Source organism: Pseudomonas quebecensis, assembly GCF_026410085.1.
Lineage (GTDB): Bacteria > Pseudomonadota > Gammaproteobacteria > Pseudomonadales > Pseudomonadaceae > Aquipseudomonas > Aquipseudomonas quebecensis.
Genome location: NZ_CP112866.1, coordinates 2,405,439 through 2,423,980, shown reverse-complemented (window position 1 = coordinate 2,423,980; position 18,542 = coordinate 2,405,439). Strand labels below are relative to the sequence as shown.

22 protein-coding genes and 1 pseudogene are annotated in these 18,542 nt (G+C 59.0%); all 23 read right to left on the bottom strand.

The window, feature by feature from the left end; translation table 11 throughout:
• Positions 1-42: 42 nt before the first annotated feature.
• Positions 43-1,089: a phage late control D family protein gene (locus OSC50_RS11285; RefSeq protein ID WP_266249512.1), complete on the bottom strand. Its 1,047-nt coding sequence runs from the start codon at positions 1,087-1,089 to the stop codon at positions 43-45.
• 94 nt (positions 1,090-1,183) lie between these two features.
• A complete protein-coding gene (locus OSC50_RS11280) occupies positions 1,184-1,390 on the bottom strand; it encodes a tail protein X (protein ID WP_266249515.1) in 207 nt (68 codons plus the stop codon).
• Complete coding sequence (locus OSC50_RS11275; protein ID WP_266249517.1) at positions 1,365-2,210, bottom strand: phage tail protein; 846 nt, start codon at positions 2,208-2,210, stop codon at positions 1,365-1,367. The genes OSC50_RS11280 and OSC50_RS11275 overlap by 26 nt, the downstream gene beginning before the upstream one ends.
• A 12-nt stretch (positions 2,211-2,222) precedes the next feature.
• On the bottom strand, positions 2,223-5,210 hold the full coding sequence (locus tag OSC50_RS11270; RefSeq protein WP_266249519.1) for a phage tail tape measure protein: 2,988 nt from the start codon (positions 5,208-5,210) through the stop codon (positions 2,223-2,225).
• 150 nt (positions 5,211-5,360) lie between these two features.
• Complete coding sequence (locus tag OSC50_RS11265) at positions 5,361-5,645, bottom strand: phage tail assembly protein (RefSeq protein ID WP_258197656.1); 285 nt, start codon at positions 5,643-5,645, stop codon at positions 5,361-5,363.
• 12 nt (positions 5,646-5,657) lie between these two features.
• A pseudogene (locus OSC50_RS11260) lies at positions 5,658-5,960 on the bottom strand (phage tail assembly protein); the annotation flags it as partial.
• Between the two features lie 14 nt (positions 5,961-5,974).
• Positions 5,975-6,478, bottom strand: a complete 504-nt coding sequence (locus OSC50_RS11255; protein WP_266249521.1) for a phage major tail tube protein — start codon at positions 6,476-6,478, stop codon at positions 5,975-5,977.
• A gap of 12 nt (positions 6,479-6,490) precedes the next feature.
• Entirely contained in the window at positions 6,491-7,657 is a 1,167-nt protein-coding gene (locus OSC50_RS11250) for a phage tail sheath subtilisin-like domain-containing protein (protein WP_266249523.1), read from the bottom strand.
• Positions 7,658-7,758: 101 nt separating this feature from the next.
• A complete protein-coding gene (locus OSC50_RS11245) occupies positions 7,759-8,148 on the bottom strand; it encodes a phage tail assembly chaperone (protein WP_266249525.1) in 390 nt (129 codons plus the stop codon).
• A gap of 10 nt (positions 8,149-8,158) precedes the next feature.
• Positions 8,159-10,045: a phage tail protein gene (locus OSC50_RS11240; protein WP_266249527.1), complete on the bottom strand. Its 1,887-nt coding sequence runs from the start codon at positions 10,043-10,045 to the stop codon at positions 8,159-8,161.
• The gene (locus OSC50_RS11235) at positions 10,042-10,731 is read right to left on the bottom strand and encodes a phage tail protein I (protein ID WP_266249529.1); all 690 of its coding nucleotides are present in this window, start codon (positions 10,729-10,731) and stop codon (positions 10,042-10,044) included. Before OSC50_RS11235 ends, OSC50_RS11240 begins: the two co-directional genes overlap by 4 nt.
• 1 nt (position 10,732) lies before the next feature.
• Positions 10,733-11,614: a baseplate assembly protein gene (locus OSC50_RS11230; protein ID WP_266249531.1), complete on the bottom strand. Its 882-nt coding sequence runs from the start codon at positions 11,612-11,614 to the stop codon at positions 10,733-10,735.
• Positions 11,611-11,937 carry a GPW/gp25 family protein gene (locus OSC50_RS11225; RefSeq protein WP_059397066.1) on the bottom strand — a complete coding sequence of 109 codons (327 nt, stop codon included), beginning with the start codon at positions 11,935-11,937 and terminating at the stop codon, positions 11,611-11,613. The genes OSC50_RS11230 and OSC50_RS11225 overlap by 4 nt, the downstream gene beginning before the upstream one ends.
• Before the next feature lie 5 nt (positions 11,938-11,942).
• Positions 11,943-12,212, bottom strand: a complete 270-nt coding sequence (locus OSC50_RS11220) for a hypothetical protein (RefSeq protein WP_266249534.1) — start codon at positions 12,210-12,212, stop codon at positions 11,943-11,945.
• 57 nt (positions 12,213-12,269) lie between these two features.
• Positions 12,270-12,803 (bottom strand): phage baseplate assembly protein V, encoded by a 534-nt coding sequence (locus OSC50_RS11215; RefSeq protein ID WP_056783628.1) that lies wholly within the window; start codon positions 12,801-12,803, stop codon positions 12,270-12,272.
• A 29-nt stretch (positions 12,804-12,832) separates the two neighbouring features.
• Complete coding sequence (locus tag OSC50_RS11210) at positions 12,833-13,348, bottom strand: hypothetical protein (protein ID WP_266249536.1); 516 nt, start codon at positions 13,346-13,348, stop codon at positions 12,833-12,835.
• Entirely contained in the window at positions 13,348-14,007 is a 660-nt protein-coding gene (locus OSC50_RS11205) for a hypothetical protein (RefSeq protein WP_266249537.1), read from the bottom strand. The genes OSC50_RS11210 and OSC50_RS11205 overlap by 1 nt, the downstream gene beginning before the upstream one ends.
• Entirely contained in the window at positions 14,004-14,324 is a 321-nt protein-coding gene (locus OSC50_RS11200; RefSeq protein ID WP_046071190.1) for a head-tail joining protein, read from the bottom strand. Before OSC50_RS11200 ends, OSC50_RS11205 begins: the two co-directional genes overlap by 4 nt.
• 2 nt (positions 14,325-14,326) lie before the next feature.
• Positions 14,327-15,322: a major capsid protein gene (locus tag OSC50_RS11195; RefSeq protein WP_266249540.1), complete on the bottom strand. Its 996-nt coding sequence runs from the start codon at positions 15,320-15,322 to the stop codon at positions 14,327-14,329.
• A 61-nt stretch (positions 15,323-15,383) separates the two neighbouring features.
• Positions 15,384-15,722 carry a head decoration protein gene (locus OSC50_RS11190; protein WP_181078129.1) on the bottom strand — a complete coding sequence of 113 codons (339 nt, stop codon included), beginning with the start codon at positions 15,720-15,722 and terminating at the stop codon, positions 15,384-15,386.
• Positions 15,719-16,858, bottom strand: a complete 1,140-nt coding sequence (locus OSC50_RS11185; protein WP_266249543.1) for a head maturation protease, ClpP-related — start codon at positions 16,856-16,858, stop codon at positions 15,719-15,721. The genes OSC50_RS11190 and OSC50_RS11185 overlap by 4 nt, the downstream gene beginning before the upstream one ends.
• Positions 16,855-18,336 (bottom strand): phage portal protein, encoded by a 1,482-nt coding sequence (locus OSC50_RS11180; RefSeq protein WP_266249545.1) that lies wholly within the window; start codon positions 18,334-18,336, stop codon positions 16,855-16,857. Before OSC50_RS11180 ends, OSC50_RS11185 begins: the two co-directional genes overlap by 4 nt.
• Positions 18,336-18,542 (bottom strand): phage head-tail joining protein, encoded by a 207-nt coding sequence (locus tag OSC50_RS11175; protein ID WP_056783432.1) that lies wholly within the window; start codon positions 18,540-18,542, stop codon positions 18,336-18,338. The genes OSC50_RS11180 and OSC50_RS11175 overlap by 1 nt, the downstream gene beginning before the upstream one ends.

Genomic DNA, 18,542 nt, shown 5'->3' with positions numbered 1-18,542 from the left:
TCCGGACAAAAAAATACCGCACTCAGGCGGCGGTGGATTGCATTACAGCTTCTCGACGCTCACGACCTTGAGCGGCTTCGTTTCCTTCTTTTTCTTACCCTTGGATTTGCCTTGCTTGCCGGCATTGCACTCGACCGTGGTCGACCAGCCAGATTGGGTAAACACCTGCTCCACCGAATCCGCCAGGTATTCGCCATCCAGCCCGACCTTGAAGCCCTGGGCGTTGATCAGGCGCTCGGCAAAAATGTCAGTCCGGCCAGGCATCTCGAAACGCACGTCGGCGGTCGAGCGATTGAACGCGGCCAAACGGGCCTTGGCGGCCGACTCTGCGGCAGTCTTGTTCGGGTAGATATGTCGGTCGGTATGAACGGCCGGCAAGCCTTCAGGGGCGTCGTCGTTGTCGATGGTGACCACCGCCAATTTGCCGTCCTTTTTGTTCTGATGCTTGGTCGCCACGGCCTTGTGCGAGTTGCGATCCCCGAGGCTGAACTGCCAACGACTGAGATCGCTTCTCATCAGGGTGATCGCGCCGAACGCCTTACCGGTGGAGGTCTGGCCACCTTGACGCGGCATCACCAATAACTTGCCGTCCGCGACCTTAGCCGTACAGTCGTATTGCTTAGCCAGACGCGTGACAAAATTAAAATCGGACTCATTGAGTTGATCTACACGGGCGACCTTCGTTGCCACGGGGCAACCTGCCTGCCATCCATTGCGAGCGGCGATGTCGGCCACGATCTTCGACAGCGGCGCGTCCTCCCAGCTTCCGTTACGGATGGTCTTACCACTACCGCGCATGTCGCTGGCCTTCCCCTTGATCACGATTGTGTCCGGCGGTCCAGAAACCTCGACCGTGTCCACCGCGTAACGCCCCAGCCGCATCAAGGACGTTTCGGCATACCCCAGGTAGATCTCGATCGAACTACCCCGCCGAGGCAACTGCACCTGGCCGTCGCGGTCATCAATACGTAATTCAAACTCGTCGGACTCCATACCCGGCTTGTCGGAGGTCCGCAGCAACAACAGTCGGTCGTTGATCTTGGATGTGATATCGGCGCCATCGGCGACGATACGAAAAGTGGGAGTCATGGATTCTGCCCCAAAAAAAACCCGCACTAGGCGGGTCAAAACACGACGTTTCGTTACGCTTAACGCAACGGGATGCAGGCGGTATCGTTAAGAGTCAATCCCACAAACTGATCCCTTCCTCGGTAGGGGTTGGCAGATCCGGCAGCACGATCACCACGCCATTGCGGTAGGGCTGTGGCTCGTCTGCCAAGCCCTGATTGGCATCCAGAACCGCCTCGACACTGCCGTTCAAGTGCCCATAAACGTTATTGCAAATGACATCGAGCATGTCACCGTCAGACGTTCTGCATGTCGTCGCCATAGCGCGTGAACTCCAGAGTGAATACTTGTTTACGCGGAATACCGCCATGCAACAGCGCGCCTTGCTCCTCGTTGATGGACTTCAGGCACCAGGTGCCGATCACCTCGCCATACCCCGTGGTCAGGGTCAGCGGCTGCAGGCGCCCACCGATGGTGCGCAACGTGTCAAGCTGCTTGAGTCCCCCCTTGAAGCCTGGGTAAATCGTACCTTTGAGTGTGAGCTTTTCTTCGCCCATGCCCACGGCCTGCTGCGCCGGGCGCCGCGATAGCCGCTCCTGTGAAGCCCAACGAAATTCGGTCGAACGACTCAATTCGTCGAAGGCCGCAGTATCCAGGTTGAAGTAGTACGGCTGAATCTTAGGATCCTTGGGCTGGATGATCAGCAAGTGCGGGAATGGCTTCACCGCTTCTGGCGCTGGTGTGGCATCTACGGCAAACGCGCTGGTGGGCACGATGTTTGCCAATGACGGACTGACCTTTCCGGCGATCTTGTTGATCGCCGTCGCAGCCTTTCCCGCCTGCTCCTTCAGCGCACCCATTCGCTCCTGCACTTCGGAAGCGCCCCGTGTCGCGCGACCGTACACAGCCAGCACCTGGCCGGCTTTGGCCTGCGCGGCATCCACGCCGCGCATCACCCGCTGTAGCTTGGCACCGACAGTTGGCCCCACGAACGGAATGTTTTCCAGCTCGGACGCAGCTCCAGTCAGCTCCGTTATTGCGCCGTTGACAGGTCCAAGCATGCCGTCAGCACTACGTCTACCAGCCTCCCCGGCTTCAACCAGGTACTTGAGGCCCGACTGCATCTGCTCCATATAAGCCATAGGCCCTCCTCTTTACAGGTGCGGTTCGTCGTACAGCTTCGCGGCGTTTTGTTTCGCCGCATCAGCCATCATTAGCCGCATGTGCGGCATGAGGTCCTGCGCTAAGCGTTGCGGGTCTTTCACATCCCCTTGCACCGTCACCGGCATGCTCAGTGAGTACTGAAATTGCTGATCCACTCTGGCCGGGACAGCCCTTTCCGGCTCTTTGGGTTGGATCGCGACAGCCGCCGGTTTGGTCGGTGCTGATACGGCCAGAGAGCGGGCTACATCACCCAAGACCGGCGCTTGCGGTGCAGGCGCCATCAGCAGCGCACCCGAACCGTTTGGGCTGTTGAATGACTTGCCCATTGCGGCCAAGCTTGGAATGGCTGGACCCGGTCGAGGTGCCATCAGCAAGGGCGTTATCGGGGGCGCGGGCTTTTCATCCTCGCCTCCAAACCACGACTTACCCGCAGCCCCACCCAGCGCTGAACCACCCATGCTGCCTAAGTAAGCGCCTACCAGTCCGCCAATAGCGGTGCCAATGATAGGCACCACCGAGCCAATAGCCGCCCCTGCAGCAGCACCGGCCATGGTGCCGGCGAGATTGCCAGCTGCAGCGCCATAGCCCTCCGCCTTTTCGTCCTTGGTCTTGGCATTCTCATAGGTGTCGAAGGCCATCGCGCCGGCCTCCATCAGCGAGCCACCAGGAATCATCTTGGCGGCTTTGCCGATCTTACCGACCGCTTGCACAACCCCGCCCAGTTTCGCCATCGCTCCGCTGGGAACCGGAACTGGTGGAATAGGCGGGCTTGGGACCGGCACCGGCAGCCTTGGCAACGACGGACTCGGGGCCGGCAGTGCAGGTCGTGGCATTGGCGAACGCGGGGCCGGTATTTCAGGCCGTGGCACAGCCGGACGCGGGACCGGGACTGCAGGCCGTGGAACTGGCGGACGCGGGACCGGCACACGGGCACGTAGCGAGCTACCCGCCCGAAGCGGCACCGGCCGACGACGCGAAGAACCACGTCTTGAACCCCGACCACGCCGGCGGGTTTCGCCTGTCGTTCCAGCGGGCCCTCCCATTGCACCCAAATTAACGACAAAAACCTTTTGAATGCCGTCGCCACTCGCCGCCGTACTGTCACCCGTCGCGCCGTCATCGCCAGATACAGCTTCTTTTGCGAGCGAAACCACTTTAAGGCCAGTCGAGACAATGTCTAACTTGCCGGACTTCTTCTCTTCCTTTCCATCACCATCAGCTGACTCACCCTTGAGTGCAGCTACAGCCTTGAGACCAGTCTCAACTAACGACAGGGCTTTGCCGGCCTTGCCTTTGGGATCGCTGCCCTTTCCAACGCCGGCAGCGCCATCCTTGGAGTTGGTCACAAAGACTTTTTGCACTTCGCCGGACTTACCACCCAACGAGCCACGCGCGACGTTGAGTAGACCTTTAGCGATTTTGAACGAGCTGAGCAGGCCCTTGAGCGCGATAAGCCCGCCACCGACCGCCGTGATGCCAGTGACAACGCCGGGCGCGCTGTCAGACAACGAGGTGATACCCCTCGTGACTTTGGTCAGCGCTTCAGCCACGGTGTCCGTGACCGGACGCAGGGCGTCCCCAACGCTGCGCATTGCGTCATCCATCGACTGAGCCATTTCGGCCCACTTCTGCGACGACGCCTCCCGTCGCTCGCTGAGGTTTTTGTCGAGGATGCCCGTTGCTTCACGCGAATCGTTTTTGAGCTGGCTGTACAGCGCCTTGTTCTGCATATAGGCAGAAAGTGCAGCCTTTACCTGCATATCAGCGAACAGGTCACCGGTGCGCAGTGACTCTTCCAGCGAGGCCATCATGGCCTTGGCTTTCTCCGGGTCCGATTCCTTGCTGATCTTCGCCGTCGCCTCGGCCATTGCCGCCGCGCGCTTCGGATCAGTGGCCTGGATGTACTTCTGTGCCAGCGACATGCTGGTTTCAAGCGTGGACATCCCGTTTTGCAAACCGGTCTGCATTGACCCCTTGTAGTCGATACCGGCCTTTGCATACGCCTTGACGGTATCGCCAGAACCGATTTTGCTCATCCAGTTCTTGAGGTTGTTCGCCGCCTCATCGGCGCCGCCTGCAGACTTCATCTGCACTTGCAGCATGGCCCCCAGCTGCGTCACCGCATCCATGCCGGTGATGCCGAGGCTGCCCATATTCGCCAACAGTTCGGGGAACCACTTGGCCATGTCTGCCGCTTCAAAGCTCCCCGCCTGCCCTTGGAAGGCAATAGCCTCCAGAGCCTGCTGCATCTGCTTTGGATCGGTAATCTTGGCGTTCTGCCCCAGGGCGTTGATCATCTTCGCGGTATCGACACCGTTCGAGCCTTGACCTACGACAAACTTGGCCGCGACCGGCGCGTACTCTAGGGCCTTGCTCAAATCCATACCCGCGCCGACCAACTGGTTGACCACGTCGGCCACGTCGTTGCGCGCCATGCCGGTGTCGCGCGAGGTATCGATGATCTTGCGCGACATCTCCTGTTCTTGCGGTTTGTTGGCAATACCGGCCTTGATCGCGATGTCACGAACAATGGCCCCAAAATCCGCGCTGACCTTGGTCGGAACAGCTAGCATGCCAACACCGACGACAGCGGCGCCGACAGTGCTTTTCATGCCGTTCTTACCAGCATCCAGTTGCTGATGTCCGCGGGCCTTAAGCTCGGCTTTGTTGGCGGTCTGTCCCATTGAACGATAGGCCTTTTCCAGCCGGCCGACCTCGATGCCCTGCTTTTTCAAACTGTCGAGATTGGAGTTCAATCGCCCCAGCAGCTTGGATGCTCCCTCAGAGCCGCTGTCATGGGCTTTCTTCCATTCATCACGCAATCGAATGGTGTCGCCGATAGTGCGCTGCAGAACACGCGCTTTATTGCCTTCCGCCTCAAGACGCTTGATGCGCCCCGTTACATCTTTAAACGCAGCACCGACAGTCGAACTGACGGCGCCGCCGATCACCAGCCCGAGGGCGATCTTGTTCGCCATGTCACGGCCCTCTTTTGCATAGCCTTATCGAAGGCGGCTCAGTCCGTGAGCCACCACACCATTTCCGCAAACGGCATTGACAGAATCTCAGCAGCGGAAAATCCCGTTTCCGCCGCCAGACGTTTCGCGGCCATTTTTATGACGTGAGGGTTAAACCCCGTCGTCTTGGTCCATTCGAAAATAGCCGGCCTGCAGGCGGTTAAAATCCACCAACATCAGGCCCTCCAGATCAGCGACAGGCGCCCCGGCAAGCGCGGCAAACAAAATCAGCTCTCGCTGTTCGTCATTTCCGCCCGCGTCACGATTAGCCGTGCGCACATCGCCAACAGTCGGGGAGCGCAGAGACAATGTATCAACCGACACCCCGTTGATGACGCTCGGACAGGAAAGAGTGACCAGGGCCCGATCAGTATTAACCGACAGCCACGGCGGCATCGAATCCGAATAGTCGGTTTCGGGGACCAGGTGCGAGTAAGCGGCTTGAACACGGCGATAGTCCGCCAGCTTGAGGCCTTCAAGATCCTTAACGCCTACCTCTGCCAATCCCGCGAACAACATCAACTCGCGCTGTTCATCGTCGCCATTAGAGGCGCGGTCGGCAGCTCGCACTTCACGAACCATCGGGGCACGCAGGGTCAAGGTCTCGACCTGTACGCCGTTGGCATTGCTCGGCCGCGTGAGCGTCACGACGGCAGCGAGCGCAGTCAGCGACAGCCAGGCCGGTACTTCTTTAAAAGTTGCTTTATTCATTTGGATCTATTCCCTTAGAGGCCGAGTGCCGCGCGAACATCAGCGAGTTGATCTTTACCGTCAATTACCTGAACACCGGCGACCATGTCGATCTCGTAGATGACCCGGCCGTCAATTTCGAGCTTGTAGTAGGAAGGCGCCACGGCATGTTTGATCTCCGCCGGGTCGCCGGCTTTCCAGTCCCCGAGGTCGACCTCTTTAAGCAACCCACGCAGAGTGGCGACCGCAGCCGTCACTGCCCCTTTTTGCCCCCTGAAAGCCCCTCGGAACGTCGCGTTGAAGGCCGTGCCATCTGCCAGGCCGAAGTACTTCAACGACTCTCGACGCACGCCCTTAGTGACAAAGGAGGCTTCCATTTTTTCCAAGCCCTGGGCCATCTCGATGGCTCCGGCCATCCCGCCAGCGCGGTACTCATCGGTCTTGGTGGTCAGCTTGGGCAGCGTAAGGCTCGGCACGTCGCCAGCGAAGTTCACACCGTCGACAAACAGGTTCGTGTTAAACAAGGTTTGAGGAATCATTGACTAGGCCCCTTAGGCTGCTTCAAGAACTTCGGTCATCCACTGATCGGTGACTTCGAAAAGGAAATTCGGGTTTTCTGCCGGCGGCACGTCGGTGAAGCGAATGCGCCAATAAACTTTGCCCTGGGCGATCTGGCTGGCAGTGTTCAGCTCGGTGTCCGGGAACACCTCGAAATTGATAATCGCGCCCTGGGCCTTGAGATCGCGCATGAAAGCATCAAGGCCATCAGTGACGTCCTTGACGTACGTCTTGGTGATTGAGCGGTCCACAGCCCATTTGTGGCCGGCCTGCACGGCATCCATAAGGATGAAAAGCGTGCGAACGCGCGTGACGAATGCCCACTTCGGATCGCTCGACAGCGTACGGTTGCCCCACAAGCGATAGCCGTCGTCGCGAATAATCGTCGCGATATTGGCGTTGTTCAGCAGGTTGGCCCGGCACGTCTCGTCGCCGTCCAGATACTCGACAGCTCGGGTCGTACCAGTGATGCCGGTGAACTCTTTGTTAGACGGCGAAGCCCAGAAGCCGTATTCAGCATCGGTCCAGGCGAACAAGCCCGCCGCCCAGGCCGAGGCCGGCGCATCAACTGTCTTACTGGATTCGGTGTCCCAGTACTGAACACCCGGATCGACCATGAACAGGTTGCGACTGCCAAAGTTATCGGCATAAAGCATCGCCGCCTCATCCGTGGTGCCAGGGCCATCAAGAATGCCGATTGCCCGCAGCTTCTGCGCCAGGCTATCAAGCGCGGTAGCGACCGCCTGAGTGGCCGTGTGACCTGGCGCAATCAACAGCCGCGGCTGCGCGTTGTACAGGCTTTTGCCATCGAGCAAGGCTTGTAGGCCGGTACGCTGACCCGAGGCCAGAACGCCGCCAATGATCGCCGAGGTTTGCAGCGCCGCGTCCTCCAGCTTCGGCACGCCGATGGCAACAATCACCGCCTTGGCCTTCGTGTAGATCGCTTTACAGGCCTTGGTGATCGCCGAGTCGGCACCGAAGGCGGCGATAGCCTCGCGCTCGGTGGTGATCAATTTGAGCTCGCCGGCCTTGGCAGTACCGCCGCCGAGGACGCCTGGGGTGAAGGTGTCGCAAAGCCCGACGATGGAAGACGACGGCAAGGAAATAGTGCGCGCGCCTGTCTTTATATCAGTCGTAGTAACGCCGTGAAAGAAACTCATAAAGCGAATGCTCCAGAAACAAAAAGCCCCGCATAAGCGAGGCCGGGTGGGTGTTTTTGTTACGTGTCGCGGATTACAAAACGCCCCGACAGTGCGGGGCGTTATTGGGTTTGTAGCGCGATCCAGCTAGGTTTCTTGGGTCGGTATTTCTGAACTGGAAATTTTGTTGATTGAGGCCAGTCGCGCAGCAGCTGCATATACGCCAGCAGCTCACCATACTCATCCGAGGTCAATGAAGTCGCACTGCCTAACTCAACCTCATCACGGTGACGCTCACGCAGCCATGCGACACCTTGAAGTTCCAGGTCTCGCCAGCGCCGCTCTTCATTCGCCGTTTCTTCAACGGTCTTCTCTGGCAAGGTTTGGCCGCCATCGGCGACCCACTCCAAGTAAGTTACCCAGTCTTTATTGCCCATATCTTCTGGGATGAACACGCGGTCACTCATCCGCCGGACGCCGGCTGGGGTGAATCTGTACTCAGTTGTATCCATAGTCATCACCTCAAAGTTCCGCTTCGGCGGTCCACTCAATTTGCAGGGTGTAGCCAGGAATTGATCCAACCGGCGGAAGGCATGAAAGCGAAAAGCCTGTCGACCACAAGCTTTGGATATTCGTCAGAGTGCAGGGTTTTACGGCCGACTGTGCCCAGATCTCCGACGAGCTTTCACCAGGTGAAAACAGCTTCAGCGTAGGAACAACGCGCTTTACTTCCCGGAAGTCCATACGCAGGGCTGACTGCGAGGCCTGTGCTGCTGCGGATTGCGTGAAGGTGGCAATACAGGTCCCCGGACCGTTGTTGGATTTCAACGGGTGATCCTGGAGGAAAGACTTTTCGAAGTAGCGCAAGCATGCACGGTATTCCTCCTGGTGCGTCCTGTAATCGTATGGCGTCGCCACGCTGCCGGACTCGATCTGGACGTTGGTAACGTCCGTGTAGTAGGCACCGGCTCCCCCGCTGGCCAAGATAACTTCCAGGAAGTCGTTCGCGACGCCCCTGTTCTTGTTCACAACGCCCCCAAGGTCGAGGGTAACGACGTATTTTTTGTATACCGTCGTCAACTCCACCGATGTGCCGACATCGACGTTAGGCTCGGTTGAGTTTACCCCGAAGTTCTGGCGAAGAATCACCGCACACGTATGTGGAACGCTGGTTTTCATATAAAACGAGACGGTGACCTTCCCGCCGGCCAGTGTTTCGACGTTCTCGATGCGCTGACTGAGATTCCAGCCATTGCCTTCACCTTGCCGCGAGAGTCTCAGGGCAAACTTTGCTTCGTTGATATTGGCGTCCTGCTCGAGCGGCAGCTGGCTCCAATTGCAGGTGGCGTTCTTTGGGCTGTAAATCATCCAGCGGTCCGGGCCGAACGTGCTTTCGGGGTCACCGTTGGCTTTTCCGACGACGCCTGACTTGCCTCGCTGCCAAATCTGGAACGCGCCATTGATCAGCCGGTTCTTGCGGAAGACGTGCACAGGAAATGCCTGCTTGGGGCTTTCGATCTGAGCTCGTACCGACTCGGTATTGGCGCTACGTTTAGACCTGTCATCAACGGGCGGCGTTGGGACGTTTTGCCCCGCAGACCATTGAAAGGCCAGAGGTGTAGTCCCAAGAACTATCGGACCATCGGTGATCAGTTGCCAGACAGTGTCAGCGTTGGCTGTACCCCGCTCGACCGTGACAAGCAAACCAGGCGTTACTTTATCGCTGGTATCGGCATCAACCGTGCGCACCCACGAATCAGCGCTGACCAGGTACAGCCCGTTGTCTTTCGCCTGAACTTGATCTTTAACCAGCACCCGCGAACCCGCTGGCACCGCGAATCCGTCGATAGCTTGAACGCCCGCCAGGACCACAGGGCCCGTGGTTGCGACTAATGCCGAATTTTTAAAATCAAGCCGGTTGACTGCATTCGCTACCGAGTCGTCAACATACTTTCGAGTGGCGTTTACAACGGCCGGGTCTATCAACAACACAACGTTAGTAGAACTTGAAACAACAAAGTTCATCCGTATAACTTGTGTTTTACCAGACCCTTGGGCTAGCAGCGACTTGTAACTTGGCGCGCAATTAGCTACGGCAACCAAATCTCCGTCAGAATCGAAAAGCCCCAATTCGCGAATCCAGAACCCACCTTCATCCGCCGGAATAATCTGCTCGGCTACTAGGATCCCAGGGTTAGTCGGATGAGGCTCCAGGCTATTCAATGGAGCCCGGCGGCGCTCATTAATCAGTGTTTTCTGTGAGCGATCAGGGATAGGGTCAGTACCGTTTGCGTCCCCTACAGCCATATGGGTCAGCTTCCAAGTTAGCAGCCCTGCATCTGACTTAACTTGCTTTGCCTCGCCAACCGCCGTCAGTAATGCGAAAAACTTCGAATTAGCATCAATCATGTGTATACGTCCAAATGGTCTATGGAATGTTCGCGACCAGGCACCCCGACATTGCAGTCAACCGAGATAGGTTCAGGCGCAGGAGGATAAACCTCTATTTCATCTACGGAACACTCTCGAATCCCGGCTCCGATAAAACCTGTCACCTCGATATCACTAAGTACCGGCGGATAAACATCAATTACTTCTCCGTCAGATATGCCTGCGAAAATGTTTATAACACCGGTGGATTCCAGGCTAATCGCAAGACCAGTCAGGTGACGGCTGACGGGTTTGGCGTCATCAATCAGCCGCTCCAGCTCCTGATACATTTCCTCAGTGATACCGGTGTCCAACACCCCGACCTTTAACGCAAAGGTGCCTGGGGTCCCTTCGGGCCTCATGTTGAACCACTCGATAATCTCGATCAGGTAGCCCAGAGGCTCTACCACACGGCGTAACGCGCCGATGGTGCCCTTGTGGGCATGTATGTAATAAGAAGCCTTGATGGCGGCGCGTTTGGTCGCCTCGGTCCATCGGTAATCCCAGCGATCCACCGACCATGCCCATGCCAGATGCGGCAGCAAATGCACCGGGCAGGTATCAGCGTTGTAGAGGTCGCGAAGCGGGACAATCGTTTTCTCGAAAAACGTAGCCTCCATGGCCCGTTCAAGCTGCGTACTGTTGATCGGCAATAGGCTTTTCATGTCAAGCCGCCAGCGTCACGGTGTAGCCCGTACAGTACGCCGCCTGAGCTTTGGTCGGGGCCAAGTCCTGCCAGCCGACCAGCTCAACCCTAGATACGCCGGCAACGTGTAACTGAGCGTCCACGCCGGAACGTGCCACCTCAACGCCGAGCCGTTTGCGCGGATTGATCCAAGCCGCCAATCGATTTTTCGCCTCGGCTAAACTGGCATCAGCTTCTGGGCCCGCGCTGGTCATGTGCAGGATCGCCTTGATTTGGTAGCGGATCACCTGGGCGCTCTGAACCGTCACCCTGTCCCCCACCGGCCGCACATCGTCGTCATTCAGCGCGGTTGCCACCGTGGCGAGCAGCTCCGGTGAAGCCTCCCCCTCCCCGTCCAATCCCAGCACCGTTACCGTCACGTAACAAGGCGCCGGGCTTTCGGCCGTGGCATCCGCCACCAGCCCCGAGGCGTTACGCGCATGCAGGATGTAGCTGTTACGCGGGCCGGCCGTGGTCGGTCCCTCATAGGCCAACTGGATGCGCTCCCGGAACGCATCGTCGTCTTCTTTGACTTCAGGAACCGGCGGAAAGGCCAGCAGATCCTCTGCTTGAATGACCAGACGTTTGAGGTTGACGTTGGCCCCCAGGTGATCGAGGTCACCGCGTATGGCGTGCGCCAGCAATACCGCTTTGCCGGCGTCATTGACTCGGGCGCGGTTGCCGACCTTAATGTAAGCGCCGACCTCCAGCACCTTAAGCACCGGATCGCTCTCCAGCGCAGCAGTCCAGTTGCCGCCCATGTATCCGCGAAAGACCCCAAGTCCCTCCTGAAAAACCTCTTCGAAGTCTAGCGGCTCCAACACGGTCGGCGCCGGCAAAGACGACAGGTCCACGATACTCATACGACCACCTCCAGCGTGACGCTGTCGCCCAGGTACTGCCCGACGATCTTCAGATTAATTTGCCCGCCGATAACGGAAATGACGCGCACTTGATCCAGCTTCAAACGCGGCTCCCAGCGACCCAGTGCGCGGGCGACTTCCGCCTGCACAGCGCTTTTCCAGCCATCGGTGACGGGCAAATCAACAAATCGCCGGAGCTTGCTACCGTAATCCATCCGATGCCGCCGGCTGCCCAACGGCGTGCCCAATATGTCTGGAACCGATTGCCGCAAGTGTGCGATGCCGGAAATGGGTTGGCCGGTGTGGCGATCCATTCCGATCATTGTGATTACTCCTTCAATTGCTCCAGATCTGGATGCGCTTTCAAGAACGCAAATTGATCATCACCACATGCGGTTACTCGACCAGCAACAACAGGAAGCGTCCCACCACCGGGTAGGATCAATGTCCGCGAGGTGAAAACCTTGTCGCGAAAAACACGCGCTGCTCCGATGGACTCAACCGCGTCAGCAGCAACGGGAAAACCCAGCGGTGCCGGCTTCAACCCCGGAACCACAATGGCCTCGGCAGAATCGCCATCAGTTCTAGACTTACTCATAAGGCAAACTCCAGATATGAAAAAGCCCGCGCTGGGCGGGCTGTTTGTGGGTTGAAATTAATGCGTGTGGTGATTGCTGTTGCCACCGGCGTCGATGATCGCACCTGCACTGGTAATGCCTTTCGTGACGTGTAACGCCCCGTCGATCATCACCGCCGCTTTCAGATTGATGTTGCCGGTGGTCACGTTCACGGCGCTGTCCGTCACGACCACCTCTGTACTGGCGACTTTGATGGTCACCGTACCGCTCGGCAGGGTGATGCTGTAGCTCTTGGCCTGCCAGTCGTAAATCAGCGAGCCTCCATCATCAAACCGCCACACTTCCACATGATCCCGGTTATCCGGTGGCGGACCCGCGTTGCCATACAATCCCGGAATGAACGTACCCTGTGACACGTCACCGCTGGCACTGACCAATGTCCCCTGCTCGCCCAGAGACGGAGCCCTCCAATGCCTGGCCTTGCCGGCGGCGATGCTGTGCCAACGCACCCAGGCGCTAGTCCATTCGCCGTCCGAAACCCGACACATCGGCGGGGAGGCAGCCAGATCGACCGCCACCACAAAGCAATCCTTGACCACCCCCGCAAGCATGCGGTCGTGCTGGGCAGCAACATAGCCGGTCACAAGTCCTCCGCTGGAACAAAGTCCTCTTTGACGTCGTTGTTAAAGCCAAACAACAGCATGCCGGGCGGTTGATCGGGCCAAGGCCACTCTTCAGGGCCGAGATACACCTGCTGCGTCCATTCCACCAGCCAAACGGTGTAACCATCCAACACTGGCTGGGTCCAGTCCTGTAGTGCCTGAACGAACTCAGCCGGCTCGACTTCCAGCCCCCAGGTCTGAGCTCGGAGTAGGACCGCAAGTTGGGTAGCCAGCTGCACCGCTTGTTGCTGATGCAGAGGATAGATCGGGTCAACGACGATACGTGCCTCGAACTTACACACCAATGTGGTTTCACCCGTGCCGATATCGGTACCGGGCTCGATCTCGGCCAGCTCCAGAAATACCGCCGGTAAAGCGATGCGATCCTGAATGTCCGGCCAGGCACTTACCGTCTGAACCCCTGGCAGATGGCTCACCAGGTGTTGCTCGACCGCCCGGTAAAGCTGGTCCAGGCTAAAAGGTTCGTCAGCCATTACCCGATCCTCTTCAAGTATTTCTGTAGTTCGAAGTTGAGTTCTTGCTTCAGGATCTCCAGCAAGCGTTCATCCGCCTTTTGCACCCAGGTCTCAAACTGCGGACGGGCCTGCTCCAGAGACACTTTGGCCTTGGCTAACGGGAAACGATTGCCATGCTCCGCGACCCATCCAGAACTTGCACCGCGACCAGGTGACACCGTGCTGTCTGGATAATCATCAGCATTGAAGTGCTTGCTCGCAGTGCGAATCCAAATGTCTGGTTTGTTGCCGTAGACCTTCTTGAGAAATGCGCCTTGGTAACGCCTTCCCGCAACCGACACACCGCTGCCGGTTTGCCTCGCCCGGCCGATCCGGCTGGACTCGATGGCATTCAAACCAAACCACAGCTTGCCGCTCGATGCCCCGCCGGACACCGGGTAGCTGCGCAACCGTTGACGCACCGCCGCGACAGCGATGCGCTCCTGTCTGCTGACGGCACGGGCAATGTGCGTACGCAACCAGCCCAACGTCTTGTTGATCGCGCGTCGGTGCGCCGTAGCAGCTGCCTTGGGCACCAACTTGGCAAAGTCCTGAAACGCCTGCAGATCCGCGGCTGACGATTGGATAGAGATCATCCCGCCGCCGGCCGAGGGTTTGACGTAGCTACCGATGCTCATGGGCGCAACCTCAGGATCAAGGCGACCAGACCGTCGCCGCTCGGCTCCAGCTGCAGCAAGTCGTAATCGCCGCCGCCGTCCAGGGCGGGTAAGTCGATGCTGACCAAAAGCCCGCGTTTCAAGCCTTCCGAATCACTGACGCGGATCTCAAACCGAGGCTCACGCAAGCCGGTATTGAGCTTGCCGAGCTTCGGCTGCAACCAGGGCGCGGCAAACATACCAAGCACCGGCTCTTCGCGGCCCTCGATCCGTGCACTATCGCCCAGTGTTTCGAAGACCACTTCGTCGATGTCGTCGATCAGATCGCGAAAGGCCACGATCACATCTCCAGCAGGATCTGCGCGCGAGGCCGCGTGCACAGGTGCAGCGGGTTGGACTGGGCTTCCCCGGCGACACCCTTGTTGAAAGGCAGCGGCTCGATCTTGCTGTAGTACGGGATGCCCTGGGTGTTGACCGTTTCCATGTAGTCGGCCGGTGCGAAAGACGAGATGTAAAGATCGGGGACGCCCTCAGGAACCAGCAGCGCCTTGTCGTCGTGGACGAACGAAACACCGGCAACCTTGCCGCGATAGCGCTCCCAGACGATCCCGCCGAACTCGAAGCTCTCGCGGGCATCACCGCGCAGAGCAGCCGCCTGCATGGTGTTGAGGTAGGTTTCTTTGACCGACTTGTGGACAAGCAGCTTGTTCCAGAAGTTTTTGCCGCAGAAGGCGCGAGAGCCAGTAGTAGTGACGCTGCCCAGTGCTTCCTCCTGCATATCCAAGGCTTCGCCACACTTCACACGGACCTCAGTAGCAGGGTTACCCAGTTCCATGGGAAGCTTCTGTCGCTCGACACCGAAACGGTCATAGATATCCAACAGTACCGTCTTGCCGTCCGCGTCCAGCACCGTCCCGTTCAATGCACCCATGCGTTGAAATTCGTGGGTGGCATCCAACTGGCGGCGTGCCTTACCCAGACGCTTGTTGACTACGTCCTGCACGGCCTGCAACTCAGTCAGAGAGCCGAAGGCGCGGATACCCTGGATCTCGTCTGCCTTGATCGTGAAGCGTTCCGGCAGGTGCACGGTGTTGAACGGAATCAACATACGCTTGGTCGCGCCAACCACCAGGCCCGAGGTACCGCGCTCACCCGATGGCACCAGGGCCAGGGTGTCGCCGTCTTTCTCGATCTGTACGGTCAGCGTGCTGATGCCCTCTTCCCGGAACAGGCCAAGGCTGCTGATGCGGCCTGGCAGGTATTGTTGTTCATTGATAGCGGCAGTCAACGAGGAAACACTGAACGCATCGTCTTCAAAAATGGCGATATCAGCCATGGGTACTCTCCAGAAACGAAAAATCCCGCACTCGGCGGGATGGATAAATGGGATAAGCGTCTTAGCGCACGATCACGTGCTGGATGTTCAGGGCTTTTTCGGCGGCAGGGTCAAGGCCGGTCAAATGCGCTTCGCTGACCTCAGCCAGCCGCACGATGGCGCGGCCGCGCCGCACCACGTCGGACTCACTCAGCGGCCCGTAGAGGATCGCCACGGCGTTTTCGGTGCCGTCCTCGGCCGTCGCGTGATACGGCGCGAACTCACCGGTGGCAGTGACCAGGCCGAGGATCTGGCCCGGTTCCAGAGCTGGGCCGGCCGCTACGTTGATCGCTTCGCGGGAAATGTTTCCGGCGCCTTCGGACAGCAGGAACTCGCCCGCGTGCATCGATTCAATTTTCATGCTCTTACTCCTTTCGTTCCGTTCTGAACCGCCTGACGGCTGGACCAGATTGCATGGGTGTCAACCTGCTTTGCCTTGACCTTGAGTTCAGGGTCGTCGTCCAGAGGCAGACTGTTGTTGATTTCAAAGCCACCGCCGCTGCTCACCAGCTTGTCGAACAGGCGCGCCCTGACAGCGCTCTCATCTAGGCCGGCAGTGATGAACTCGCCAGTCAGTTCTGGCAATCGTGCCGCAACACAGAGACCGTGCAGCGCTTTTGCCCTGGTCAGCGCCGCTGTGACTACCGCTTCGCTTTCCAGTTTGGTGGTGGCAAGCAACGGCTCTACCAAATTGCTGATGCCTGCCGCTGCACAACCCTTGGTGACCATCAGCGCCAGTCCGGCGGCGTCCAACACAGGAGCTGGACCCGACGGAATATTCGGCTCTGTCGGCTCGACATCCGGTTCATCGTCAAGCTGAGCGAGCAATTCAGCCGGGGCATGCTGGAAGCGCTGCAACACACTGCCCTGGCCGAGACAGGCTTTAACCTTGAGGCCGTCGCCCACTTCATCCGCAAGGCCCAGCGCCACCGCCTCATTGGCGGTCAGCCAGGTCTCGGCGTTCACCATGCGCCGCAGCTCGACCTCATCAATGTCCGGCGCTTTGGACTTGTAGGCCGCAATGATCGCTTCCAGGGTCTGATCCAATACATCAGCAACACGCCGGAAGTCCTCGGCATCACCGCCGGTAAAGGTGTAGGGGTTGTGGATCATCAGCATGGCGTTGGCCGCGATTACCACCCGGTGAGCGCCACACACGGCAACACTAGCCGCGCTGGCCGCCAGTGCATCAACGCGTCCGGTGCAGCGCTCGCCCAAGCGCGACAGCGCGTTGTGAATCGCCAGGCCGTCGAACAAGTCGCCACCGATGCTGTTGAACGCAACGGTCACGGGCGATACGCCGTCATCAATGGCGCGCAGATCCTGCACGAACTGATTAGCGGTAACGCCCCAGGCGCCGATCTCGCCGTATACGAAGATCTCGATGTTGCGTTGTTCAGCTTCTCCGCTGGCCTGGAAGGTGTACCAACTCTTATCGGCGACCTTGACCTGCTTGCCGGCCTTGTCATAAACGCGAGGTTTCGTTTTTTTGCTCATGGTTGTTCCTTGTCATCGATCACCTCGATGGCTTCAAGAGTCGAGTAGTTGAGTCCGAGGTCCGTGGCCCTGGCGAGGTCAGCGGCGTTTTCCGTGTCGACCGTTTCCGCGTCGTAGCCCGTACGCAGCACCATCTCGCTACGCGAGGCAAAGCCCGCCTGCACTTCCATCCGCCGCGCCTGGACGTCCTGCACCGGCTGAATGTAGGCCCAGCCTTGTGGCACCCAGCGTGTGCGCAGGTATTCGCGCCGACGTTGGGCGTAGTCCTCCAGCACCAGGGCACCGGATAGCACCGCCATGTCCATCCAGGCAGCGCGCACCGGACGACACAGCTGATGCACATAAACGCCGAATTGCAGTTGCTCCAGGCGCCGCCGAAACTCGTTGAGCACCACCCGCAGCGCCCGGTCGTTGACCTCGCGCATGTCGCCGGTGAGGATCTCGTAAGGCGTGCCCGAGCCCGCCGCCGCAGCCATCAGCTGCTGCCGCATGAAGTCCGGGTAGTTGTTGCCGGCGTCCGGTGGTTTGGAGAACTCCACCTCTTCACCTGGCCCCAGCTCCTGCATGGTGCCGGGTTCCAGGGCGACCATTGGCGTGAACCCGTCGCGGTCGGTGACCAGCAGCTCCCCGGTCATCGGGTTCCGCGCTTGCGGCCCGGCCTCAGGTGCAGGACGCTTGATGAAGCCGGCAAACAGGTTCGCTACCTCCTGGCGAAACAGCACCGCGTCGTCGTAGTTATCGAGACTTCGCAAGCGTTTCAACACCGGGGCCAAGCGTGGTACACCGCGCAGTTGCCCTGGCTCCATCGGTTCGAAGATATGCAGCACCTGCGTCGCCGGCACGCGCACCAGCTGGTTGTAACCGACGTTAAGCGACGATGAATCACGCGGGTGCGACAAGTACATCCAGTACGCCACACGCTTTCCGGCCGGATTGAACTCGATCCCGGCGCGGATAACGTTGCCGTTTTTGGTCGTCTCGAACTTGTCATGGGGGACAAACTCGGGTGCCAGCGCCTGCAGTTGTAGCGGCACCGCTAACCCCTCACTCAGGCTGTGCGGCCGCAACCGCACAAAGCATTCGCCGGCCGTTTCAACCGTGCGCGCCACCAGGGCCTGCATGCCGTAGAAGTCGGTCAGCTCATCAGCGTCCGCTTCGTCAACCCAGTCCTCCCACAACTGCTGCTGGAGTTTGCGCAGTTCCGCATCATCCGTGGTCGGCCTGGGCGTGATGCCGGTGCCGATAAGGTTGCTGACGCGCTTGTCGATGACATTGAAGGCGTACGGGTCATTGCGAACCGCCGCCCGTGAACGCGCCCGCAGGTTACGCAGAGCCGGGGTGTTGATGCTGTTGATGCCGTTGTCGGTGGCTTCCCAACTGGCCGAGCGCCGACCCTCACCCGCGCCTTCGTAACTGGCCTTGATGTTCGACGGCAGCAAGAATCCATTACGGGTCAGCGTCGGATAGTGTCGTGCCATTAGAGTCCCTTGCCTCCATGCATGAGCCGAACCACGCGTGAGCGGGGCCCGGCGGCGTTGGTCAACGACGTGCGGATCTCGTCGCGGGCCTTGAGCAGTTCGTCGATGGAACGGTATTCCACCGTGCGGTCGCTGTAGCGCACGGTCTTTTCACCGCGTGCAATGGCGCGCTCGATGGCTTCGAGGTGCTTCGGGGTAAACGACAT

Excerpts from the sequence above, each read along its gene's own strand:
- OSC50_RS11285 (WP_266249512.1), bottom strand. The coding sequence starts at position 1,089 with ATGACTCCCACTTTTCGTATCGTCGCCGATGGCGCCGATATCACATCC.
- OSC50_RS11280 (WP_266249515.1), bottom strand. The coding sequence starts at position 1,390 with ATGGCGACGACATGCAGAACGTCTGACGGTGACATGCTCGATGTCATT.
- OSC50_RS11275 (WP_266249517.1), bottom strand. The coding sequence starts at position 2,210 with ATGGCTTATATGGAGCAGATGCAGTCGGGCCTCAAGTACCTGGTTGAA.
- OSC50_RS11270 (WP_266249519.1), bottom strand. The coding sequence starts at position 5,210 with ATGGCGAACAAGATCGCCCTCGGGCTGGTGATCGGCGGCGCCGTCAGT.
- OSC50_RS11265 (WP_258197656.1), bottom strand. The coding sequence starts at position 5,645 with ATGCCGCCGTGGCTGTCGGTTAATACTGATCGGGCCCTGGTCACTCTT.
- OSC50_RS11255 (WP_266249521.1), bottom strand. The coding sequence starts at position 6,478 with ATGATTCCTCAAACCTTGTTTAACACGAACCTGTTTGTCGACGGTGTG.
- OSC50_RS11250 (WP_266249523.1), bottom strand. The coding sequence starts at position 7,657 with ATGAGTTTCTTTCACGGCGTTACTACGACTGATATAAAGACAGGCGCG.
- OSC50_RS11245 (WP_266249525.1), bottom strand. The coding sequence starts at position 8,148 with ATGGATACAACTGAGTACAGATTCACCCCAGCCGGCGTCCGGCGGATG.
- OSC50_RS11240 (WP_266249527.1), bottom strand. The coding sequence starts at position 10,045 with ATGATTGATGCTAATTCGAAGTTTTTCGCATTACTGACGGCGGTTGGC.
- OSC50_RS11235 (WP_266249529.1), bottom strand. The coding sequence starts at position 10,731 with ATGAAAAGCCTATTGCCGATCAACAGTACGCAGCTTGAACGGGCCATG.
- OSC50_RS11230 (WP_266249531.1), bottom strand. The coding sequence starts at position 11,614 with ATGAGTATCGTGGACCTGTCGTCTTTGCCGGCGCCGACCGTGTTGGAG.
- OSC50_RS11225 (WP_059397066.1), bottom strand. The coding sequence starts at position 11,937 with ATGATCGGAATGGATCGCCACACCGGCCAACCCATTTCCGGCATCGCA.
- OSC50_RS11220 (WP_266249534.1), bottom strand. The coding sequence starts at position 12,212 with ATGAGTAAGTCTAGAACTGATGGCGATTCTGCCGAGGCCATTGTGGTT.
- OSC50_RS11215 (WP_056783628.1), bottom strand. The coding sequence starts at position 12,803 with ATGCTTGCGGGGGTGGTCAAGGATTGCTTTGTGGTGGCGGTCGATCTG.
- OSC50_RS11210 (WP_266249536.1), bottom strand. The coding sequence starts at position 13,348 with ATGGCTGACGAACCTTTTAGCCTGGACCAGCTTTACCGGGCGGTCGAG.
- OSC50_RS11205 (WP_266249537.1), bottom strand. The coding sequence starts at position 14,007 with ATGAGCATCGGTAGCTACGTCAAACCCTCGGCCGGCGGCGGGATGATC.
- OSC50_RS11195 (WP_266249540.1), bottom strand. The coding sequence starts at position 15,322 with ATGGCTGATATCGCCATTTTTGAAGACGATGCGTTCAGTGTTTCCTCG.
- OSC50_RS11190 (WP_181078129.1), bottom strand. The coding sequence starts at position 15,722 with ATGAAAATTGAATCGATGCACGCGGGCGAGTTCCTGCTGTCCGAAGGC.
- OSC50_RS11185 (WP_266249543.1), bottom strand. The coding sequence starts at position 16,858 with ATGAGCAAAAAAACGAAACCTCGCGTTTATGACAAGGCCGGCAAGCAG.
- OSC50_RS11180 (WP_266249545.1), bottom strand. The coding sequence starts at position 18,336 with ATGGCACGACACTATCCGACGCTGACCCGTAATGGATTCTTGCTGCCG.
- OSC50_RS11175 (WP_056783432.1), bottom strand. The coding sequence starts at position 18,542 with ATGTCGTTTACCCCGAAGCACCTCGAAGCCATCGAGCGCGCCATTGCA.